At 70.4% G+C, this 18,637-nt stretch carries 23 protein-coding genes; 19 read left to right on the forward strand and 4 right to left on the reverse strand.

The genetic code is table 11. The annotated features are described in order from the left end of the window. Positions 1 to 89: 89 nt before the first annotated feature. From B3E43_RS07750 to B3E43_RS07765, 4 genes are all read left to right on the forward strand, one after another. The gene (locus tag B3E43_RS07750) at positions 90 to 1,316 is read left to right on the forward strand and encodes a DNA-packaging protein (protein WP_292028175.1); all 1,227 of its coding nucleotides are present in this window, start codon (positions 90 to 92) and stop codon (positions 1,314 to 1,316) included. Positions 1,317 to 1,405: 89 nt separating this feature from the next. Further along, positions 1,406 to 2,566 (forward strand): phage portal protein, encoded by a 1,161-nt coding sequence (locus B3E43_RS07755; protein WP_292028177.1) that lies wholly within the window; start codon positions 1,406 to 1,408, stop codon positions 2,564 to 2,566. 8 nt (positions 2,567 to 2,574) lie between these two features. Next, entirely contained in the window at positions 2,575 to 2,793 is a 219-nt protein-coding gene (locus B3E43_RS07760) for a hypothetical protein (protein WP_292028179.1), read from the forward strand. Between the two features lie 17 nt (positions 2,794 to 2,810). Next, positions 2,811 to 3,251, forward strand: a complete 441-nt coding sequence (locus B3E43_RS07765; protein WP_292028180.1) for an HK97 family phage prohead protease — start codon at positions 2,811 to 2,813, stop codon at positions 3,249 to 3,251. Here B3E43_RS07765 and B3E43_RS07770 read toward each other — a convergent pair. Beyond that, complete coding sequence (locus B3E43_RS07770; RefSeq protein ID WP_292028181.1) at positions 3,248 to 3,799, reverse strand: hypothetical protein; 552 nt, start codon at positions 3,797 to 3,799, stop codon at positions 3,248 to 3,250. The two genes, B3E43_RS07765 and B3E43_RS07770, sit on opposite strands and share 4 nt — an antisense overlap. A 172-nt stretch (positions 3,800 to 3,971) precedes the next feature. Here B3E43_RS07770 and B3E43_RS07775 point away from each other — a divergent pair, with 172 nt between their 5' ends. Then, positions 3,972 to 4,826, forward strand: coding sequence for a FecR family protein (locus tag B3E43_RS07775; protein WP_292028183.1), 855 nt, complete (start codon positions 3,972 to 3,974; stop codon positions 4,824 to 4,826). Between the two features lies 1 nt (position 4,827). Here B3E43_RS07775 and B3E43_RS07780 read toward each other — a convergent pair whose 3' ends face one another. Then, the gene (locus tag B3E43_RS07780; protein WP_292028185.1) at positions 4,828 to 5,373 is read right to left on the reverse strand and encodes a hypothetical protein; all 546 of its coding nucleotides are present in this window, start codon (positions 5,371 to 5,373) and stop codon (positions 4,828 to 4,830) included. An 80-nt stretch (positions 5,374 to 5,453) separates the two neighbouring features. Further along, entirely contained in the window at positions 5,454 to 6,263 is an 810-nt protein-coding gene (locus B3E43_RS07785) for a hypothetical protein (RefSeq protein ID WP_292028187.1), read from the reverse strand. A gap of 203 nt (positions 6,264 to 6,466) precedes the next feature. Here B3E43_RS07785 and B3E43_RS07790 point away from each other — a divergent pair, with 203 nt between their 5' ends. From B3E43_RS07790 to B3E43_RS07825, 8 genes are all read left to right on the forward strand, one after another. Then, positions 6,467 to 7,705, forward strand: coding sequence for a phage major capsid protein (locus B3E43_RS07790; protein WP_292028188.1), 1,239 nt, complete (start codon positions 6,467 to 6,469; stop codon positions 7,703 to 7,705). Between the two features lie 150 nt (positions 7,706 to 7,855). Next, the gene (locus B3E43_RS07795) at positions 7,856 to 8,122 is read left to right on the forward strand and encodes a head-tail connector protein (RefSeq protein WP_292028190.1); all 267 of its coding nucleotides are present in this window, start codon (positions 7,856 to 7,858) and stop codon (positions 8,120 to 8,122) included. Next, the gene (locus tag B3E43_RS07800; protein WP_292028192.1) at positions 8,119 to 8,412 is read left to right on the forward strand and encodes a phage head completion protein; all 294 of its coding nucleotides are present in this window, start codon (positions 8,119 to 8,121) and stop codon (positions 8,410 to 8,412) included. Before B3E43_RS07795 ends, B3E43_RS07800 begins: the two co-directional genes overlap by 4 nt. Further along, the gene (locus B3E43_RS07805) at positions 8,409 to 8,822 is read left to right on the forward strand and encodes a DUF3168 domain-containing protein (protein WP_292028194.1); all 414 of its coding nucleotides are present in this window, start codon (positions 8,409 to 8,411) and stop codon (positions 8,820 to 8,822) included. The genes B3E43_RS07800 and B3E43_RS07805 overlap by 4 nt, the downstream gene beginning before the upstream one ends. Beyond that, entirely contained in the window at positions 8,819 to 9,229 is a 411-nt protein-coding gene (locus B3E43_RS07810) for a phage major tail protein, TP901-1 family (RefSeq protein ID WP_292028196.1), read from the forward strand. The genes B3E43_RS07805 and B3E43_RS07810 overlap by 4 nt, the downstream gene beginning before the upstream one ends. Then, entirely contained in the window at positions 9,229 to 9,525 is a 297-nt protein-coding gene (locus B3E43_RS07815) for a GTA-gp10 family protein (protein ID WP_292028198.1), read from the forward strand. The genes B3E43_RS07810 and B3E43_RS07815 overlap by 1 nt, the downstream gene beginning before the upstream one ends. Beyond that, positions 9,522 to 9,695 (forward strand): phage tail assembly chaperone, encoded by a 174-nt coding sequence (locus B3E43_RS07820; RefSeq protein ID WP_292028200.1) that lies wholly within the window; start codon positions 9,522 to 9,524, stop codon positions 9,693 to 9,695. The genes B3E43_RS07815 and B3E43_RS07820 overlap by 4 nt, the downstream gene beginning before the upstream one ends. After that, a complete protein-coding gene (locus tag B3E43_RS07825) occupies positions 9,688 to 10,218 on the forward strand; it encodes a phage tail tape measure protein (protein WP_292028202.1) in 531 nt (176 codons plus the stop codon). The genes B3E43_RS07820 and B3E43_RS07825 overlap by 8 nt, the downstream gene beginning before the upstream one ends. 10 nt (positions 10,219 to 10,228) lie before the next feature. Here B3E43_RS07825 and B3E43_RS07830 read toward each other — a convergent pair whose 3' ends face one another. Then, positions 10,229 to 10,711: a DUF805 domain-containing protein gene (locus B3E43_RS07830; protein ID WP_292028204.1), complete on the reverse strand. Its 483-nt coding sequence runs from the start codon at positions 10,709 to 10,711 to the stop codon at positions 10,229 to 10,231. 178 nt (positions 10,712 to 10,889) lie between these two features. Between B3E43_RS07830 and B3E43_RS07835 the strand changes: the two genes are divergently transcribed. The 6 genes from B3E43_RS07835 (at position 10,890) to B3E43_RS07860 (ending at position 18,501) form a co-directional block, all read left to right on the forward strand. Further along, positions 10,890 to 11,519, forward strand: a complete 630-nt coding sequence (locus tag B3E43_RS07835) for a DUF2460 domain-containing protein (RefSeq protein ID WP_292028206.1) — start codon at positions 10,890 to 10,892, stop codon at positions 11,517 to 11,519. A 3-nt stretch (positions 11,520 to 11,522) separates the two neighbouring features. Further along, positions 11,523 to 12,176 carry a baseplate hub protein gene (locus tag B3E43_RS07840; RefSeq protein WP_292028207.1) on the forward strand — a complete coding sequence of 218 codons (654 nt, stop codon included), beginning with the start codon at positions 11,523 to 11,525 and terminating at the stop codon, positions 12,174 to 12,176. Further along, complete coding sequence (locus B3E43_RS07845; RefSeq protein ID WP_292028208.1) at positions 12,173 to 12,625, forward strand: NlpC/P60 family protein; 453 nt, start codon at positions 12,173 to 12,175, stop codon at positions 12,623 to 12,625. The genes B3E43_RS07840 and B3E43_RS07845 overlap by 4 nt, the downstream gene beginning before the upstream one ends. Before the next feature lie 2 nt (positions 12,626 to 12,627). Beyond that, positions 12,628 to 16,350 (forward strand): baseplate multidomain protein megatron, encoded by a 3,723-nt coding sequence (locus B3E43_RS07850; protein WP_292028209.1) that lies wholly within the window; start codon positions 12,628 to 12,630, stop codon positions 16,348 to 16,350. A 76-nt stretch (positions 16,351 to 16,426) separates the two neighbouring features. Then, positions 16,427 to 17,350, forward strand: coding sequence for a DnaJ C-terminal domain-containing protein (locus B3E43_RS07855; RefSeq protein WP_292028210.1), 924 nt, complete (start codon positions 16,427 to 16,429; stop codon positions 17,348 to 17,350). Further along, positions 17,350 to 18,501 carry a phosphoserine transaminase gene (locus B3E43_RS07860; RefSeq protein WP_292028212.1) on the forward strand — a complete coding sequence of 384 codons (1,152 nt, stop codon included), beginning with the start codon at positions 17,350 to 17,352 and terminating at the stop codon, positions 18,499 to 18,501. Before B3E43_RS07855 ends, B3E43_RS07860 begins: the two co-directional genes overlap by 1 nt. Positions 18,502 to 18,637: the final 136 nt, after the last annotated feature.

The following is an 18,637-nucleotide window of genomic DNA, read 5'->3' on the forward strand; positions in this document are numbered from 1 at the left end:
CGACAGCCCCGAGAACCTCGAGCGAATGCGGACCGAACTGGAGGCCCGTCTCGATCGCCTCAACGCGGTCCTGGAAGCGAAGGGAATCGTTGTCGAACCTGGATGCTGGCCAGTTGCACGACCTGTTCGGGAGCCAGTTCAGTCTGCATGAGCATCAGGCGCCGGGTGCGGCGGTGGAATGGCGGACGTGGGTGCTGTTGGGCGGACGCGGGGCGGGGAAGACCTTTGCGGGAGCCTGGTGGATCAACCATCTGGCGGAGATCAAGGACCGGCGGTTCGCGCTGGTCGGGCCGACGCTGCACGATGTGCGTGAGGTGATGGTCGAGGGGCCGTCGGGGTTGAAGGCCCTGCCTGAGCGGTCGAAACGGCCGCGCTGGGAGGCGGGGCGACGGCGTCTGGTCTGGCCGAACGGCAGCGAGGCGCATGCCTTCTCTGCGGAGGACCCGGACAGTCTGAGGGGACCGCAGTTTCACCATGCCTGGGCCGATGAGTTCTGCGCCTGGCGCCGGCCGGAGGCGGTGCTGGGCAACCTGCGGCTGGGGCTGAGGCTGGGCGATGATCCGCGACTGATGGTGACGACCACGCCGCGACCCATTCCGGCGCTGCGGCGGTTACTTGCTGAAGCGGGCGTGGTTATCGACCGGGCCGGGACGCAGGCGAATGCGAGGCACCTGTCGCCGGGCTTCCTCGCGCATCTGAGGACCCTCTACGCCGGGACCCGGCTGGAGGCGCAGGAGCTGGAGGGGTTGGTGGTTGAGGCCGAGGGCGCGCTGTTCCGGGCCGAGGATCTGGCGCGGGCGCGCGGCAACCGGCCGGCGACGCTGGAGCGGATCGTGGTGGCGGTGGACCCGCCGGCGAGCGCGGGCGGGGACGCCTGCGGGATCGTGGTCGTCGGGCGCAGGGAGAATTGCGCCTATGTGCTCGCCGACCGGTCGAAGGCCGGAGAGTCGCCGCAGGGCTGGGCCACGATCGTGGCGCAGACGGCGCGGGAGTTCGGGGCGCGCGAGATCGTGGCCGAGAAGAACCAGGGCGGCGAGATGGTGCGGACCGTGCTGGCGCATGGCGGCTGCGAGGTTCCGATCAAACTGGTCCACGCCAGCCGGGGCAAGGCGGCGCGGGCCGAGCCGGTGGCGGCGCTCTATGAACAGGGACGGGTCGTCCACTGCGGATCTTTTCCGGCGCTGGAAGAGGAGCTGATGGCGCTGGGCTCGGCGGACGGGGGCGGGCGCAGTCCCGACCGGGCCGACGCCTTGGTATGGGCGGTGACGCATCTGCTGCCGGTCCCGAAGGCGGGGCCGAGGGTGCGGGTGTTGTGAGATCACGAGGGCGGCGCACTGCCCCCTCCACCGCCGTTCCGGCGGTCCCCCTCCCCCATGAAGGGGGGACGAGAAAGATGGAGATCAGGATGATCAACTGGCGACGGCCCTTTGAGGGCCGGCGACGCGTTTCTGCGCCCGAGATGAAGGACAGCCGGGTTGGTCCGTTGATCGCGCTGACGGCTGGCGGGCGGGCGCGGTGGACGCCGCGGGACTATGCCCATCTGGCCGAGGAGGGGTTCGTGAAGAACGCTGTGGCCTATCGCTGCGTGCGCATGATCGCCGAGGCGGCGGCGTCGACGCCGCTGGTCGTGTTCGCCGACGGGGTGCGGCGTGACGATCATCCGCTGGCGGCGCTGCTGGCGCGGCCGAACCCGGAGCAGTCGGGGGCGGAGTGGCTGGAGGCGCTGTATGGCGCGCTGCAGACGGCGGGGAACGCCTATGCCGAGGCGGTCGGGGATGCGGCGCCCGAGGAGCTTTGGACGCTGCGGCCCGACCGGGTGAAGGTGGTTCCGGGACGGGCCGGCTGGCCCGAGGCGTGGGAGTATTCCGTCGACGGACGGTCGGTCCGGATCGGGCGGGCTGCGGACGGATGGTCGCCGGTGATGCAGCTGAAGCTGTTTCATCCGACCGACGATCACTACGGATTTTCGCCGCTGGAGGCGGCGGCCTTCGCCATCGATGTGCACAACGCCTCGGGGGCCTGGAACAAGGCGTTGCTGGACAATGCGGCGCGGCCGAGCGGGGCGCTGGTCTATGGGGCGAAGGACGGCGAGCGGCTGACCGCGGAGCAGTTCGAGGCGCTGCGGGGGCAGGTCGAGGAAAGCCATGCGGGGACGATCAACGCCGGGCGGCCGATGATCCTGGAGGGCGGGTTGGACTGGAAGCCGATGAGCTGGACGCCGGCGGACATGGACTTCATCGCCGGGAAGCATGCGGCGGCGCGGGAGATCGCCCTGGCGTTCGGGGTTCCGCCGCAGCTGCTGGGCATTCCGGGAGACGCGACCTACGCCAACTATCGCGAGGCCAATGCGGCCTTCTGGCGGGGGACGGTGGTTCCGCTGGTTCGGAAGACGGCGGCGGCGCTGACGGGATGGCTGGGCGGGCGGTTCGCGGGGGTGAGGATCGAGGCCGATCTGGACGGATTACCCGCCTTGCAGCCCGAACGGGACGCGCTCTGGGCGCGGCTGAATGCGGCGACGTTCCTGACGGATGAGGAGCGACGGCGGATGGCGGGAGTGGGGGCGTGACGGAAGCGATGCGGAAGATCCCGGTCGCTGTGATCGCCGCGCTGGTCGTGCAGACGGTCGGCGGCCTGATCTGGGCAGGAGGCGCGGCAGCGCGGATCGCGACGTTGGAGGAACGGGTCGGCGAGCAACGGCTGGTAGCCGAGCGGCTGGCGCGGCTGGAGGAGCAGAGCCTGGCGACGCGGGCGGCGGTGGAGCGGGTCGAACGCAGGCTGGAGGCGGCGAGGTGAGGGGCGAGGAAGGTGAGGTGGCGGTTTCGACTCTCGCCCCTCGATCCTCATCCCTTGAGATCGCCGGCTACGCCTCCCTGTGGGGCGTGGCGGATCTGAACGGGGATGTGGTGACGAAGGGCGCGTTCGCGGCCAGTCTGGCCAAGACGGGGCCCAGGGGCGTGCGGATGCTGCATCAGCATGAGGGTCGGGCGATCGTCGGGGTCTGGGACCGGATGGTTGAGGACGAGCGCGGACTGTTTGTCGCCGGGCGGATCATGGACTGGTCGGCCGAGGGGCGGTTCGCCCAGGCGCTGTCGCGGGCGGGGGCGCTGGACGGGCTGTCGATCGGCTTCCGCAGCAGCCGTGCGCGCCGGGAAGGGCGGTTACGGGTGCTGGTCGAGGTGGAGCTTTGGGAGGTGTCGCTGGTGACGTTCCCGATGCTGCCGGGGGCGCGGTTCCGGTCGGTTGATCGCTAGTTCGCCGGCGGCAGGTATTCGGCGGGCAGGGGCGCCGCCGGTGTTTCGGCCTGCCAATAGACGCTGATGATCCACCAGCGGGCGCCGTCGTGGAGGAGCTGGATGCTGTTGATGCCGCGCATGAAGGGCGTCGGGTCCGACAGGCTGCGGACGCTATCGTAGGTGGTCCAGACGTGGGCGATGTGGCCGAAGCGCTCGATGCGTCGGGCGATTTCGCGCTCGTGGAAGCCATCGCGGACCAGACCCGGTCCGGCGAGGGTGATGTAGTCCTCCGGCGTCAGGACCCGCGTGCCGCTGACGCCCTGGGCGTTGACGCCGGTGGGCATGAGCCGGCCGGTCGGGTGGAACAGGGAGCGGAAGCGATACCAGTCGCGGGCGACGCCGGCGTCGCCGGAGATGACGTCATAGAGAGCCGCGACAATAGCCTCGGGCGAGGCGACATCGGCGGGGGCGGCGGTCGAGACCGGCGGCGGCGTGGGCGGCGTCTGTGCAGCGGCTGGAACGGCGAAGGTCAGGGCCAGAGCGGCCACGAGTATCGACAGACGCATCGGATCTTCTCCCAGGGAAGCCGACTATGGCTGGCCGACCGAGGGGGTATCAAGCATGGAATGGATGCCGCAGACCTGGTCGAAATCCAGGCTTGGCCTGCCCAAATGCCGACGTGTTCCGCGAGCCTAGTCCTTGAGTATCGACGGTCGATGACCATAGACGGGTGATTGAATGAGAGGGCTCTTCCCGATCCTGACGGTTTTGATGGCTGCGCTGGCCACGACCGTCGCGGCCCAGACGCCTGTGGGCGTGAACGCCGTGGTCGAGAACAGCGTCCAGACCCGAAGCGTCGGCGAAAGCGGCTGGCGGCGCTCGATCGTTGACGGGGCGGTGCGTCAGGCCGACGCGATCGTCACCGGAGCCGACAGCCGGTTGCTGATCCGGCTGACAGACGAGTCGGTTCTGACGGTCGGAGCGAATGCCGCGCTGAACGTGGACCGGTTCGTTATCGACACAGAGTCCGATCCGGCCGGTGTGCTGGTCTCGATGGTGCGCGGGGCGTTCCGCTTCGTCTCGGGCAGCCGGGGAGCGGAACGTGAACGGGTGGCTTTCCGGACGCCGACGGCGACGATCGGAATACGCGGCACGATTATCGAGGCCGCCGTTGGGGCAGAGGCTCTGGAGCTGCTGGACGGGGAGGCGGGCATGTCGGTCCCGGGGGATGATCCGGACCAGACAGTGTTGATCGTACTGGTCGAGGGCGAGATCGAGATCGTGGTTGACGGCGTGCGGCGGATCGTGCGCGAGCCGGGTCAGGCGGTGTCCGTGAGGGGCCGGCGGGGGTCCGAACCATTCCGTCTGTCTCCCGAGGCCGGACAACGGCTGGCGGGCCGACTGCCGCCGCGCGAGCCGGGCGGACCGGGGGCCGGGCCGCAGGGGCGGGGACCGCAGGGGCAGCAGCCCCGAGGGCAGGGAACCCGCGGGCAGGGGGATCGGGGCGCGCCATCGCGACCTGGGTCCGCAGGGCCGGGCCAGCAGCCAGCCCCGGGTCCGGGCAGTGGACAGCGACCGGGCCAGGCGAGCTGATTCAGCTGGCGCCGGCGCCCCGGCAGTCGATCCAGTTCAGGGCGGCGGTCATGCCCATCAGGGAGAAATAGGCCTCGGCGGGCCCGTCGGCGGATCTGTAGTTCCAGCGGGCGATGCGCTGGCGGCGTAGGCCCGAGACCAGGGAGCGGGTCAGGATCGGGTCGCTGACGCGGTATTCGTTGGAGCCGGGGGAGGTCGGGACCAGCCAGGGGCCAGGGTCGACGGTCTGGCCCGGGGTGGTGAAGCGCATGACGCCGGCGACGGGCATGGGGTCGGTGGCTGCCAGCTCGACCAGATAGTCGGCACCGGGGCTGGGGCGGGCGACGCGCAGCTGATGGCGCCAGGCGGCCTGGCCGGTCGGGTCGGCGATGGCCACGACGGCGGAGCAGTAGCCGTCCGGGCGGCAGGCGGCGAGCGTATTGCCGAAATAGGCCCGGGTCTCGCCGAAGCGCATGTGGGTCTCGGCGCCGCATCGGTCGGCGGCCTGGGCCGCGCCGGCGGAGAGGAGGGCGGCGACAGTGGCGGTCGCGGTGAGCATTCTGGACATCGGAGCCATCCCAAGCTTGACCATGGTTAACGGAGATCACGGCGTTCCGTGGGTGTCAATCACGCGCAACTTCAAGGGTTTCAGCGCTCGGGCGGGCGGTATTCGTACTGGCCGAGGCGGCGCGTGCCGCGGGCGAGAGCCGAGAGAACCGTCGGCCGGCTCAGCATCCGCCCCACGACGAAGGTGAGGAAGATCGCGAAGAAGATCGGCAGGCGCATGACGAGGGTGATGAGCAGCGAGCCGACGGCGACGGCGACCCAGAGGCCGACCTTGAGCGAGGTCTGATCCGCCTTGTCGATCGGGGCGTCGTCGTCGATCGGGGCGGCGTTGGCGGGCCGGACCTTTCCGAACATGACATCGACGAGGCCCTGCAGCTTCTCGTTCTGGAGTTGCTGCACGTCGGCAACGGTCATCACACGCGGAGGGGAGACGGGAAGCGGCGGTTCGTGGTCGGTGTGCCGGTGCAGGTCCAGCAGGGGGCTGGGCTGCGTCAGGGCTGCGGGGTCGAAGGCGATGGACTCGCCCGTGTCGTCCAGGGTGAAGACCTGGTCGAAGGGAACGCGGGCGAAATCGATGGCGCGGGTGTCCTGGCCATAGGCGTCGCCGTGCAGGGCCAGGAGCCGGCCCTGACGGAGCTCGACCTGAAAGGCGATCGGGTCGGGCAGGTCGCCGACCATGGCGTGGACGGTGCCGAACCGGCCGGTCGGGGTCGTCAGGGGCGGCGGTCGGGAGCGGTCGACGATCAGTTCGGTGAACAGGCCGGAGCCGGTGTTGCGGCGTGAACCGGGAAGGGACTCGGCGAACTGGCCGGCGAGGTCCGGCGCGACGTCGCGCAGGTCCCATGCGAGGGCGTCGAGGATGTCGGATTCGAGGGGGGTGAAGCGGGTCACGCCCGGACCCTAACCCGAATGGGCGGGACGAGAAACGGGCTCTCCCTCCCCTTCATGGGGAGGGACGATCGGCGATAGCCGATCCGGGTGGGGCAAGGCGAACCACAACGACCGAAGCGGCGGCCGACTTCCCCACCCGGGCTCGGCTCCGCCTCGCCGTCCCTCCCCATGAAGGGGAGGGAGAAACTGAAATCGGAGAGACCATGAAAGAGACCAAAACCGTCTCGGGCACGCCCGAGGCGCGCGCCGCCATGCATGAAATGATGGCGGCGTTCGAGGCGTTCAAAGGGGCCAATGACGCCCGGCTGGACGAGATCGAGCGGAAGAGCTCGGCGGATGTGCTGCTCGAGGAGAAGGTGGCGCGGATCGACCAGGCGGTGGCGAGCGCGCAGGCGCGGCTGGACCGGGTGGTGAGCGAGGGGCGGCGGCCTGGGCTGGCCGCAGCCCCCTCCGGCGTCCCGGCTCAAGGCCGGGATGACAAGGAGACGAAGGCCGCATTCGACGGCTATCTGAAGACGGGCCAGTCGTTCGGGCTGGAGCTGAAGGCGGGGCTGTCGACGGCGTCGAATTCGGCGGGCTATGTGGTGCCTGAGCAGACCGAGCGGGCGATCGAGCGGCGGCTGATGGCGGGGTCGCCGATGCGCGAGATCGCAACTGTGCGGACGGTCGGCGCCGGGGTGTTCAGGAAGCCGGTGTCGACGGCGGGCGTGGCCTCGGGCTGGGTGGCCGAGACGGCGGCGCGGCCGGAGACGGATCCGGCGACCCTGGCGCTGCTGGAGTTCCCGTCGGCCGATCTCTACGCCAATCCGGCGGCGACCCAGTCGCTGCTGGATGACGCCCTGATCGATCTGGACGAATGGCTGGCCGCCGAGGTCGAGGACGCCTTCGCGGCGCAGGAGACCCAGGCCTTCGTCAACGGCGACGGCGTCAACAAACCCAAGGGCTTCCTCAGCTATGACATCGTCGCCGAGGCGGATCATGAGTGGGGCGAGATCGGCTATGTCGCCTCGGGCGCCGCGGGGGCGTTCGCGGCCGAGGATCCGACTGATCGGTTGATCGACCTGGTCTATGCGCCCAAGGCCCAGTACCGGCCGAACGGGCGGTTCGTGATGAACCGCAAGACGGTCTCGGCGGTGCGCAAGTTCAAGGACGCTGACGGCAACTACATCTGGCAGCCGGCGCAGCGGGCGGGCGAGACGGCCAGCCTGCTCGGCTACCGGGTGACCGAGATCGAGACCATGCCGGACATCGCCGCCAACAGCGCGGCCATCGCCTTCGGCGATTTCCAGCGGGGCTATCTGATCGTTGACCGCGCGGGCGTGCGGGTGCTGAGGGACCCGTATTCAGCCAAGCCCTATGTGCTGTTCTACACGACCAAGCGGGTCGGCGGCGGGGTGCAGAACTTTGATGCGATCAAGGTGATGAAGTTCAGCGCGACCTAGTCGCGCGGTGGCGAGTGGTTAGTGGCGAGTGGCGAGTAGAGCCGCTCGCCACTGACTTTGATGTGAAACGGCGACGGATGAGGACTGGCCCGGCGATCACTCGCCACTCGCCACCCGTCACTCGCCACTACCGAGCAAAGCGAGGTTCCCATGACCGCACCCGTCTCACTGGCGGAAGCGAAGCTGTTCCTGCGCGTCGAGCACGCGGCGGAGGACGGGCTGATCCAGACGTTGATCGATGCGGCCCGGGCGCGGGTCGAGGGGGATGTGGGCCTGGGCCTGACCTCGACCTCGCCGCCGCCGTTGCGGCTGGCGATCCTGATGCTGGCCCTGCGGGCTTATGAGCGGGGCGACTCCGAGATGCCGGTTGCGCCGGTCGAGGCCTGGATCGCGCCGTATCGCGTGGTGCGGCTGTGAAGGTGTTGGCGGAGCTGTTCCAGGGCGTCGAGAGCGAGACGCCCTATGGCGGACGGGCCGTCAGCTGGGAGCCGCTGGGTTCGGCCTGGCTGAAGCTGGGCGCGCGGCGGCGGCGCGAGAAAAGCGAACCAGGCGGGGCGAGAGCGGTCGAGACGGTGACGGCCGAGACGCGTTCGGACGCGCGGCTGGCTGAGGGCCGGGTGCTGAGATTCGGCGGCGGCGACTGGCGGATCGTCTCGGGCGAGACGGTCGGCGGGCGGGCGATATTGAACCTGGAGCGGATGCGATGAGCGCGCATGAACTGGCGCTGCAGAAGGCATTGATCGCGCATCTGAGGGCGGATGCGGCGGTGCGTGCGCTGTTGGGCGAGTCGGCGCGGATATGGGACGCGGCGCCGGCGGATGCAGCTTTTCCCCACCTGCTGATCGGGCGGTGCGAGAGCCGGCCGGCAGGCGCGGACGGGGGCGGGGTCGAACAGGCGCTGACGCTGACGGTCGTATCGCGGTTTCGCGGGACCGAGGAAGCCAAGGCGGTGCTGGCGGCGGTGCGGCTGGCGCTGAATGACGCCGCGCTGGAGGCCGACGGGGTGCGGACGGTGAGCCTGGGCGTTTCGTTCGCGGATGTGTTCCCGAGCGCCGATGGGGCGCGGACATTTGCGGTGCTGCGGGTGCGCGCCGTCACGGAGGAGATCGAAACATGAGCGCACAGCGCGGCAAGGACATCCTGCTGAAGATCGAGGGCGCGCCGGGCGTGTTCACGACGGTGGCGGGGCTGAGGGCGCGGACGATCTCGCTGAACGCGCGGACGGTGGATGCGACGGACGGCGACAGCGCGGGGCGCTGGCGGGAACTGCTCGGCGGGGCCGGCGTGAAGTCGGCGGCAGTGGCGGGGCAGGGGATATTCCGCGATGCGGCCTCCGACGCCCTGATCCGGGAGGCCTTCTTTGACCAGGCGGCGCGCGTATGGCGACTGATCGTGCCGGAGTTTGGCATCCTGGAGGGGCCGTTCCTCGTGGCGGCGCTGGAGTATGCCGGCGAACACGAGGGGGAGGCGACGTTCGCGATCAGTCTGGCGAGCGCGGGCGAGATTTCGTTCGAGGCGCTGTGATGGCGGCCAACGGCGCGCGCGGAGAGGTGGTCGCCGTGCTGGCGGGCGCCGAGCGGCGGCTGTGTCTGACGCTGGGGGCGCTGGCGGAGATCGAGACGGGGCTGGGGCTGGAGGGGTTGTTCGGGTTGGCGGAGCGGATGCGGTCGCTGTCGGCGCGGGATCTGATGACGGTGCTGGCGGCGCTGCTGCGCGGGGGTGGTGAGCGCGTGCTGGCAGATGGGCTGGACCGGGCTGGCGTTGACCCGCGGGAAGCGGCGGAGGCTGTGGCCCGGGCGTTTGCGGCGGCGGCGGGATGACTCCGTGGGGCGAGATGATCCGGACCGGGGCGCGGTTGGGCTTGGCGCCGGAGGGCTTCTGGCGGCTGTCCTTGCGGGAGTGGCGGATGCTGACGGCGCGGCCGGAGGGGCCGGCGCCGATGCGGCGCGATGATCTGATGCGGATGGTGGAGGCGTGGCCGGATGACTGACAGTTCTGAACCGACAACGCTGGATGGGATGCCGCGCAAGGCGGCCGAGGCGGCGGCGGCGCTGGAGGCGTTGCGCGAGCCGGCCGAGCGGGCCGCGGCCTCGATCGAGGACGCCTTTGGCCGGGCGGGCGACGGGCTGGTCCGCTCGCTGGCGCGGGCCGCGGCTGACGGGGAGATCAGCCTGGCCGAACTGGCGCGGGCGGTACTGGCGGCGGTCAATGCGGCCTCCGGATCAGGAAGCGGCGGCGGACTGGGAGACGCCATTGCGCAGGCGGTGCAGACGGTGTTTGCAGGCTCACGCGCCGATGGCGGCGCGGTGCTCGGCGGCGGGGCCTATCTGGTCGGAGAGCGCGGACCTGAGGTGTTCCGGCCTGCGGGCGCGGGCGTCATCGAGCCGAGCGGCGGCGGAGGCGTCACCGTCAATGTGCGCGTAGACGGAGGCGCGCAGGGGCTGTTGCGTTCGGAGGCGCAGATCGCCCAGATGCTGGCGCGCGCCGTATCGCTGGGCGCGCGCCGGCTCTGAAGCTGACCAGTCAGCCCTTGGGGTTGGGACCGTAACGGTTCTCGCCGGACTGACCTTCGGCCAGGCCGATCCAGAGCAGGAAGCCGAGGCAGATCAAGCCGATCACTGCGAGAATACCCATCGCCGGTCCCAGCAAGGCTATGATGGCGGCCGGGTCTCCCGCTTCCAGCGCAGAGGCGTTGGTAAGGATCGAGACCCCCATCATCGAGACGGCGGCGATGCCGCCGACGATGCAGGCCACCCAGGGAATTACGACCAGCCAGCCGCTCTTGCCCATGTCGTGCAGGCGCTTCACCGCGATGGCGAGGTTGGGCCAGATCAGGGCCAGCGAGATGATCTGGCCGATGATGGGAATCAAGCCGGCGACGAATCCGGCACCGAAGCAGATCAGCCAGCCTATCCAGAAATGTGAGCGGCGTGTGCGGCCCTCAAACGAAAACAGCAGCTTCTGCCAGTCGAGTCCCTGACCCGGGGCTGAAGTTTCGATGCTCATGGCGCCCTCCCGCGCGTCCCGGGCCCGACGCCCGGCGTGGAAGGATGGCGTAACGGCGCTCGCTCGACAAGCGAAAGCGGAGCCGTGGAAGGAACCGGACAGGAGAGTGGGTGATGGCCTTTCACGAGGTGCGTCACCGCTTTCGCGGGGATGACAGGATGGCGTGGCGGGGGAACGGATGAGCTTTCATGAGGTGAGGCTGCCGGCGCGGCTGGCGTTCGGATCGACTGGCGGTGTGGAGCGACGAACGGAGGTCGTGACCCTTGGGTCCGGGTTCGAGCGACGGTCGACGCCGTGGGCGCTCGGACGACGGCGCTATCTGATCGGGTCCAATCTGCGGTCGCTGGACGACATGGCGGCGTTGACCGGGTTCTTCGAGGCGCGTCGGGGACGGCTGTATGGCTTCCGGTTTCGGGATTTCACCGACTGCAAATCCTGCATGCCGGGGGCGGCTGTCGGGCCCCTGGATCAGGCGTTGGGCGAAGGCGACGGCGCATGCACGGAATTCCAGCTGATCAAACGCTACGGCGATGGCGAGGACGGCACGGAGCGGCGGATCGTCAAGCCGGTCGAAGGGACCGTGCGGCTCGCTGTCGATGGGGTCGAACTGGCGGAGGCGGGGTTTGTGGTCGATGCGGCGACGGGGGTGGTGACGCTGGCGGTCGCGCCAGACGTGGGCGCGGTGGTGACCGCCGGCTTCGAATTCGACACGCCGGTGCGCTTCGACGCCGACCGGATCGAGGTGACGTTGGAGAGTTTTGACGCCGGACGTATGGCGGCCGTGCCGCTGATCGAGGTGCGGGTCTGAGCCATGAGAACCATACCGGAGGAGATGACCGCCCGCATCGAGAGCGGGGCGGCGACGCTGTGCCATGCCTGGGTGATGCGGCGGACGGACGGGGTCGAACTGGGGTTCACGGACCATGATCGCGATCTGGAGGTCGAAGGCGTGACTTGCCGGGCGGCGAGCGGCTGGACCGCGGGGGCGGCGGACAGCGCCGTGGGGTTGAGCGCCGGGGCGGCGGCGGTCGCGGGCGGGCTGGATGATGCGGCGATCACCGACGCCGATGTGGAAGCCGGACTGTACGACGGGGCTTCGGTCGCGCTGTGGCGGGTGGACTGGGACCGACCGGATCTGAGGGTTCGGCTGTGGACGGCGACGCTGGCGCGCATCCGCCGCGAGGGGGGCGGGTTCAGCGCCGAGCTGGACGGGCCGCTGGCGAAGCTGGAACGGGTGGTCGGCCGGACCTATGGGCGGGACTGTGATGCGGTTCTGGGGGATGGGCGGTGCGGGGTCGATCTGGAGGCGTTTCCGGGCGCGGTCTGCGACAAGCGGTGGGCGAGCTGCGTCGGGACGTTTGCGAATGGCGCCAACTTCCAGGGCTTTCCGGACATTCCGGGCGACGACTTCCTGACCGCCGCGCCGGTCGAGGGCGGGCGTCATGACGGCGGGAGCCGGCGATGAGGGCGGCGGTTGTCGAAGCTGCGCGCGGCTGGCTGGGGACGCCCTACAGACATCAGGCCAGCGTGCGGGGCGAGGGGGCGGACTGCCTGGGCCTGATCCGGGGCGTGTGGCGCGAGCTTGTCGGGGCGGAACCCGAGGCCCCGCCGCCCTATCGGCCTGACTGGGCCGAGGTCGGCGGCGAGGAGACCCTGCTGGCAGCGGCAAGGCGTTGGCTGGCGGAGATACCGGTCGAGGCCGCGTCGGTCGGCGATGTGGTGCTGTTCCGCATGGCGCCCGGATGTCCGGCCAAACACTGCGCGATTCTCAGCGACATGACCGGCGTCGAGCCGCGGATGATCCACGCCTATTGGGGGCGGACGGTGGTGGAGAGCTGGATGGGGTCGTGGTGGCGTCGACGGCTGGTCGCGGCCTTCCGCTGGCCCGGCGTTGAACGAACCGGGGAGGGCTGATCATGGCGCAGATTATCCTGGGCGGACTCGGCCAGGCGATCGGGGGCCCGATCGGGGCCGTAATCGGCGCGACCTTGGGACGGGCGGTCGACCAGCGTGCGATCGCCGGTCTGGAGCCGGCGCGGCAGCGGGGGCCGCGGCTGGAGACGCTGAAGGTGCAGGGGACCGCTGAGGGCGCGCCCATGGCCTGTGTGTTTGGACGGGCGCGGGTGACCGGGCAGGTGATCTGGGCCGCGCGGTTCCTGGAGGGACGCAAGACCTCGTCCGGCGGCAAGGGCGGGCCGCGGACGGTCGAGTACGACTATTCCATTAGCTTCGCCGTGGCCCTGTGCGAGGGCGAGATCGACGGGGTCGGACGGGTCTGGGCCGATGGGCAGCTGATGGATCTGTCGGGTGTGACGATGCGGGTGCATCGGGGCGGAGCTGAGCAGACGCCAGATCCGCTGATCGAGGCGGTGGAGGGGGCGGCGCCGGCATATCGCGGGACCGCCTATGTGGTGTTCGAGGATCTGCCGCTGGGGCCGTACGGCAACCGGCCGCCACAGCTGGGCTTTGAGGTGTTCCGCCGGGCGCGGGGAGACGGTCCACGGCTGGAGGACCTTCTGGAGGGCGTTTGTCTGATCCCCGGAGCCGGGGAGTTCGTGCTGGCCACCGAGGCCGTGATACGGCGCGAGGGGCTGACGCGGACGGCGGCGGAGAACCTGCACATGGGCGACGGGCGGGCGGACCTCATGGTCTCGCTGGACCAGCTGCAGGCGCAGTGCCCGAACCTGAAACGCGTCAGCCTGGTGGTCGGCTGGTTCGGGGACGATCTGCGAGCCGGGCACTGCACCATCCGGCCGGGGGTCGAGCGGGTGGTCAAGGGGACAGAGCCGCTGACCTGGTCGGTGGCGGGGCTGGAAAGGGGCGAGGCTCATCCGATCAGTCATGCCCCCTCCGGCGGGCCCGCCTACGGCGGAACGCCGTCGGACGAGAGCGTGCGACAGGCCGTGACGGCGTTGAAGGCGCGGGGGTTGGAGGTCACGCTGTATCCGTTCGTGCTGATGGACGTGCCGGCGGACAACGGGCTGCCGGATCCCTATGGCGGCGCTGAGCAGGCGGCCTATCCATGGCGCGGGCGGGTGAATGGCGAGGACGGCGCCGGGGCCGCGGCGGACGTCGCGGCGATGTTCGGGACGGCGGACGGCTGGGGCCTGCGGCGGTTCGCGCTGCACTATGCGGCGCTGGCGGCGGAGACGGGCGCGGACGGGCTGTTGATCGGCTCGGAGATGCGGGGGCTGACGACGACGCGGGATGCGGGCGGCGGCTTTCCGGCTGTGGAGGCGTTTCGCACGCTGGCGGCGGAGTGCCGGGAAGTGGTCGGGCCGGATGTGGCGATCAGCTATGCAGCGGACTGGTCGGAATACGCCGGAGTCCGGGACGGGAGCGAGGTGGCGTTTCACCTCGACCCGCTGTGGGCGGATGCAGCGATCGATTACGTCGGGATCGACTGGTACCCGCCGCTCGGGGACTGGCGCACGGGCGACGGAGGCATCGACGGCGAGGCGTTCGCGGGGCCGGAAGACGCGACTTATCTGGCGACGCAGGTCGCGGGCGGCGACGGGTACGACTGGTTCTATGCATCGGACGCCGATCGCGCGGCGCAGGTTCGTACCCCGATCGCGGACACGGCGCATGGCGAGGACTGGGTGTTCCGGGTCAAGGACCTGACGGGCTGGTGGTCGAACGCGCACCACAACCGGCCGGGCGGGGTGAGGAGCGCGACTCCGACCGGCTGGGCGCCCGGCATGAAGCCGATCCGGTTGACGGAGTTCGGCTGCGCGGCGGTGGACCGGGGCGGCAATGCGCCGAACCTGTTTCAGGATCCCAAGAGCGCGGAGAGCGCCCTGCCGCCATTCTCGACCGGCGCTCGCGATGACCGGATGCAGCGACGGGCGCTGGAGGCGGTGCTGGGGCATTTCGCGGGGGCAGGAAACAACCCTGTGTCGGCGATCTACGGTGGGCCGATGGTTGAGGCGGCGGACGCCTGGTGCTGGGACGCGCGGCCGTATCCGGCGTTTCCGGCGCGGGAGGACGTGTGGGCCGACGCAGGCGCCTGGCGAACCGGGCACTGGCTGAACGGGCGACTGGCGGGAGAGACGCGCGACCTGATCGGGGCGGTGCTGAAGCGCGGCGGGCTGGCCGAGGATGAGTTCGACGTCGGCGTGTTTGCGGGCGAGGTGCAGGGCTATGTCATCGACCGGCCAATGCGGACGCGGGACGCGCTGGAGCCTTTGCTGGCGGGGCTGGGCCTTGTCGCGACGGAGCGGGACGGGCGGGTGGCAGTGTTCGGCGAAGAGGCGGCGACGGGCACTCTGACGCCGGAGGCGATGGCGCTGCCGGACGAGGGTGCGAGCCTGAAGGCGGAGCGGGTGCTGGAGCCGCGGCCGGGCGTGGCGCGGGTGCGGTACATCGATGGCGAGGCCGGGTATCAGACGGGCTCGGCGGTCGTGCGGTCCGAGGGAGAGGGTGGCGGGGTCGATCTGGACCTGCCGGCGGTCTGTTCGGGCGCCTTGGCGCGGGCGGCGGCGGAGCGGGCGCTGGAGAGCGGCGGGGCGGACCGGCTGACGGCCTTGTTGGGGCCGGTCGAGGCGCTGGCGCTGGAGCCCGGCGATACGGTGACGGTCGAGGGCCGGAGCGGCGCCTGGCGGGTGATGCGTCTGGAGATGGATGAGACGCCGTCGGCGGTGCTGGAGCCGGTCTCGGGGGTCATGGTCGGCGAGGATGACGGGCGGCCGGCATCGGGCGACTCGTCGGATAGTTCCGGCGCGCCGTTCCTGCGGATGATCGAACTGCCGCCCCTGATCGGGAGTGAGGATGACGGGCGGCCGATCGCGGTTGTGGCGGCGGACCCCTGGCGGCCGATGCGGCTGTTCGCCGGCGCGGATACGGCGGCGCTGACGGCGCGGGGCGATGTGGCGAAGCCAGCGACTGTGGGGGTGTTGGTTCAGCCTCTGGCGGGCGGGGTGCGGTACCGCTGGGACGAGGCCAACATCCTGCTGGTCCGGGTCGAGGGGCGGGCGCCGGAGAGCCGTTCGGAAGCGGCGGTGTTCGCGGGCGGCAACGCCGTGGCCATCGAGACCGCCGGGGGCTGGGAGCTGGTGCAGTTCCGATCGGCGACGCTCGTCGGCGGCGAGGTGTGGCTGTTGGCCGGCCTGTTACGAGGGCAGCAGGGTACTGAGACTGCCAGCGCGGACGCGGGGGCGATCGTCGTGTTCCTCGATCAGCCGCCGACGAGGGTGGAATCGCCGCGCGCGGAGCGGGGACTGCCCCTGATCTGGCGAGCGGGGCCGGCGCGCGGCCCGGCCGGGGGCGCGGCGGTGAGCGAAGTCGGGTTCACGGCATCGGGCTTACAGGAGCGCCCGTGGTCGCCGGCGCACCTGCGGGTCACGGCGCGGTCCGACGGTGGCCTCGATCTGGGCTGGATCGCGCGAGCGAGGATCGATGGTGACCGGTGGGACGGCGAGGCGGTCGGGTCCGGGTCATCGAGGTTCCGGGCTCGGGTGCTGAACGGCGCGACCGAGATGCGGGCGTTCGAGGTCGAGGGATACTCCGCGACCTGTGCAGCGGCTGATCTGGCGGCAGACTTTCCGGCCGGGCTGGATGAGAACTCTCGCATCGCCGTGGCGCAATGGGGCGACGGGTACGGCTGGGGAATGGAGGCGATCGTCGCACTGACGACCTGATTTGCCTCGCCTCCCTTTGCGCGGCGCACACGATGCCCTAACTGACACTCTCGAGTTTGATGGAGCGACATTCGACGTGGCGGGCGATCCCTACAAGGAACTGGGCGTTTCGAGGGGCGCAAGCGCGGACGAAATCAAGAAGGCGTTCCGGAAGCTCGCCAAGGAACTGCATCCCGACAAGAACCCGGGCAACACCGTCGCCGACGAGCGGTTCAAGCGGATCACCGCCGCCTTTGACCTGCTGGGCGACAAGGAAAAGCGAGCGAAATTCGATCGAGGCGAGATCGACGCCGATGGGCGCGAGCAGTTCCGTGGCTTCGGCGGCGGGGCCGGTGGGGCGCGGGGCGGTCCCGGCGGCAATCCGTTCGGCCAGGGCGGCGCGCGGCCGCAGGGCTTCGAGAACATCGATCTGGATGAGTTGTTCGGCGGCATGTTCGGCGGCGGCGCGCGACCGGGGGGCGCGCGGGCCGGCGGCTTCGCTCCGAAAGGCCAGGACATCAAGGCGACGCTGGAGATCAGCCTCGAGGATTCGATTTCCGGGGCGACGCGGCGCATCCAGTTTTCGGACGGGCGGATGCTGGATGTGGCGATCCCGAAGGGGGCCAGCGACGGGCAGACGATCCGGCTGAAAGGCCAGGGCGCGCCGGGACGCGGCGGTCCTGCCGGTGACGCGCTGATCGAGTTGAAGGTGGCGAAGCATCCGGTCTTCATCCGCGACGGGGCCGACCTGACCATGGATCAGCCTGTGGCGCTGTACGACGCGGTGCTGGGCGGCAAGGTTCCGGTACGGACGCCCGAAGGTACCGTCAGCATGACCATCCCGGCAGGCTCCAGTTCCGGCAAGGTGCTGAGGCTGAAGGGCCGGGGCGCCTTCGCGGACGGCAAGCGCGGCGACCTGCTGGCCAGGCTGATGATCACCCTGCCGGAAGACAGCGCCGAGCTGACGAAGCTCGCGCAGGCCGCGCGCGACAAGGGGCCCGTGCGGCCGTTCCGCGACTGATGGCGAACCGGCCGAACCTCAAGCCGGAGCGGCCCTGGTTCTCGTCCGGGCCGACGGCGAAGCGGCCGGGCTGGTCGTCGCAGGCGATTCCGCATGAACTGCTGGGGCGCGGGATCCGTGCGCCGGAAGTGGTGGAGCGGTTCGCCCAGGGACTGAGGCTGACGCAGGAACTGCTGCAGGTCCCGGCGGACTGGGTGCTGGTCTATGTACCGGGGTCCGACACCGGGGCCGTAGAAGCCGCCATGTGGTCGATGCTCGGCGAACGGCCGGTGCAGGTGCTGGCCTTCGAGAATTTCGGCAAGGTGTGGGCGACCGACGCGGTCGAGCATTTGAAGCTGTCGCCCGAGGTGGTCTCGGCGCCGTGGGGCGCATGGCCGGATACCTCGACGATCGATCCGGCGAAGGATCTGGTGTTTCCCTGGAACGGGACGACATCGGGGGTGCGCGCGCCGAACGCGGACTTCATCGCGGACGACCGCGAGGGGGTCGTGATCTGCGATGCGACGTCCGCGGCCTTCGCCATGCCGTTGCCGTGGGCCAAGCTGGATGTGGTGACGTTCAGCTTCCAGAAGGCGCTGGGCGGCGAGGCGGGGTTGGGCGTGGCGGCCCTGTCCCCACGCGCAGTCGCCCGGCTGGATCTCTATGAACCGCCAAGGCCGGTGCCCAAGGTGCTCCGGCTGCGCGACGGCCAGGGTTTTGACCGACTGCTGGCCAGCGGGTCGATGCTGAACACCTTTTCGGTCTGGACGATCGAGGACTGGATCGACGCTGTGGAGTGGGGGCTGGCCACCGGCGGTCTGGAGACCCTGATCGCGCGGACGAACGCCAACGCCGCGGCCCTCGACGAATGGGTCGGGCGCACGGACTGGATCGACTATCTGGCGGTCGACCCGGCGACGCGCTCGACGACCTCGGTATGTCTGAAGGTCGTCGATCCGCGGGTGACGGGGATGCCCGAGGCGGCGCGGCAGGCGCTGGTCACGCGGATGAAGGCGCTGGTCGAGGGCGAGGGGGCCGCCTTCGATATCGAGAGCCACAGGAATGCCCCCGCCGGCCTGCGCATCTGGTGCGGATGCACCGTCGAGAAGGCGGACATCGAGGCGCTCACGCCCTGGCTGGACTGGGCGTTCGAGACGGCGTTGGCGGAATAATCGTCCGACGGCGGGACACCCGCCGATTCCCCGGCTATAGGCTGCGCCCGCATTCCGAAATCCCGGACAGCGGAGAACAGTCTTGGCGAACGTCGCGGTAGTCGGCGCCCAGTGGGGCGACGAGGGCAAGGGCAAG

Source organism: Brevundimonas sp. UBA2416, from assembly GCF_002343105.1.
Lineage (GTDB): Bacteria > Pseudomonadota > Alphaproteobacteria > Caulobacterales > Caulobacteraceae > Brevundimonas.

Bases quoted from the DNA above. Each gene is read 5' to 3' on its own strand.
- B3E43_RS07755 (WP_292028177.1), top strand. From the start codon at position 1,406: ATGATCAACTGGCGACGGCCCTTTGAGGGCCGGCGACGCGTTTCTGCG.
- B3E43_RS07760 (WP_292028179.1), top strand. From the start codon at position 2,575: ATGCGGAAGATCCCGGTCGCTGTGATCGCCGCGCTGGTCGTGCAGACG.
- B3E43_RS07770 (WP_292028181.1), bottom strand. From the start codon at position 3,799: ATGCGTCTGTCGATACTCGTGGCCGCTCTGGCCCTGACCTTCGCCGTT.
- B3E43_RS07775 (WP_292028183.1), top strand. From the start codon at position 3,972: ATGAGAGGGCTCTTCCCGATCCTGACGGTTTTGATGGCTGCGCTGGCC.
- B3E43_RS07780 (WP_292028185.1), bottom strand. From the start codon at position 5,373: ATGTCCAGAATGCTCACCGCGACCGCCACTGTCGCCGCCCTCCTCTCC.
- B3E43_RS07790 (WP_292028188.1), top strand. From the start codon at position 6,467: ATGAAAGAGACCAAAACCGTCTCGGGCACGCCCGAGGCGCGCGCCGCC.
- B3E43_RS07795 (WP_292028190.1), top strand. From the start codon at position 7,856: ATGACCGCACCCGTCTCACTGGCGGAAGCGAAGCTGTTCCTGCGCGTC.
- B3E43_RS07805 (WP_292028194.1), top strand. From the start codon at position 8,409: ATGAGCGCGCATGAACTGGCGCTGCAGAAGGCATTGATCGCGCATCTG.
- B3E43_RS07810 (WP_292028196.1), top strand. From the start codon at position 8,819: ATGAGCGCACAGCGCGGCAAGGACATCCTGCTGAAGATCGAGGGCGCG.
- B3E43_RS07815 (WP_292028198.1), top strand. From the start codon at position 9,229: ATGGCGGCCAACGGCGCGCGCGGAGAGGTGGTCGCCGTGCTGGCGGGC.
- B3E43_RS07820 (WP_292028200.1), top strand. From the start codon at position 9,522: ATGACTCCGTGGGGCGAGATGATCCGGACCGGGGCGCGGTTGGGCTTG.
- B3E43_RS07825 (WP_292028202.1), top strand. From the start codon at position 9,688: ATGACTGACAGTTCTGAACCGACAACGCTGGATGGGATGCCGCGCAAG.
- B3E43_RS07830 (WP_292028204.1), bottom strand. From the start codon at position 10,711: ATGAGCATCGAAACTTCAGCCCCGGGTCAGGGACTCGACTGGCAGAAG.
- B3E43_RS07835 (WP_292028206.1), top strand. From the start codon at position 10,890: ATGAGCTTTCATGAGGTGAGGCTGCCGGCGCGGCTGGCGTTCGGATCG.
- B3E43_RS07840 (WP_292028207.1), top strand. From the start codon at position 11,523: ATGAGAACCATACCGGAGGAGATGACCGCCCGCATCGAGAGCGGGGCG.
- B3E43_RS07845 (WP_292028208.1), top strand. From the start codon at position 12,173: ATGAGGGCGGCGGTTGTCGAAGCTGCGCGCGGCTGGCTGGGGACGCCC.
- B3E43_RS07850 (WP_292028209.1), top strand. From the start codon at position 12,628: ATGGCGCAGATTATCCTGGGCGGACTCGGCCAGGCGATCGGGGGCCCG.
- B3E43_RS07860 (WP_292028212.1), top strand. From the start codon at position 17,350: ATGGCGAACCGGCCGAACCTCAAGCCGGAGCGGCCCTGGTTCTCGTCC.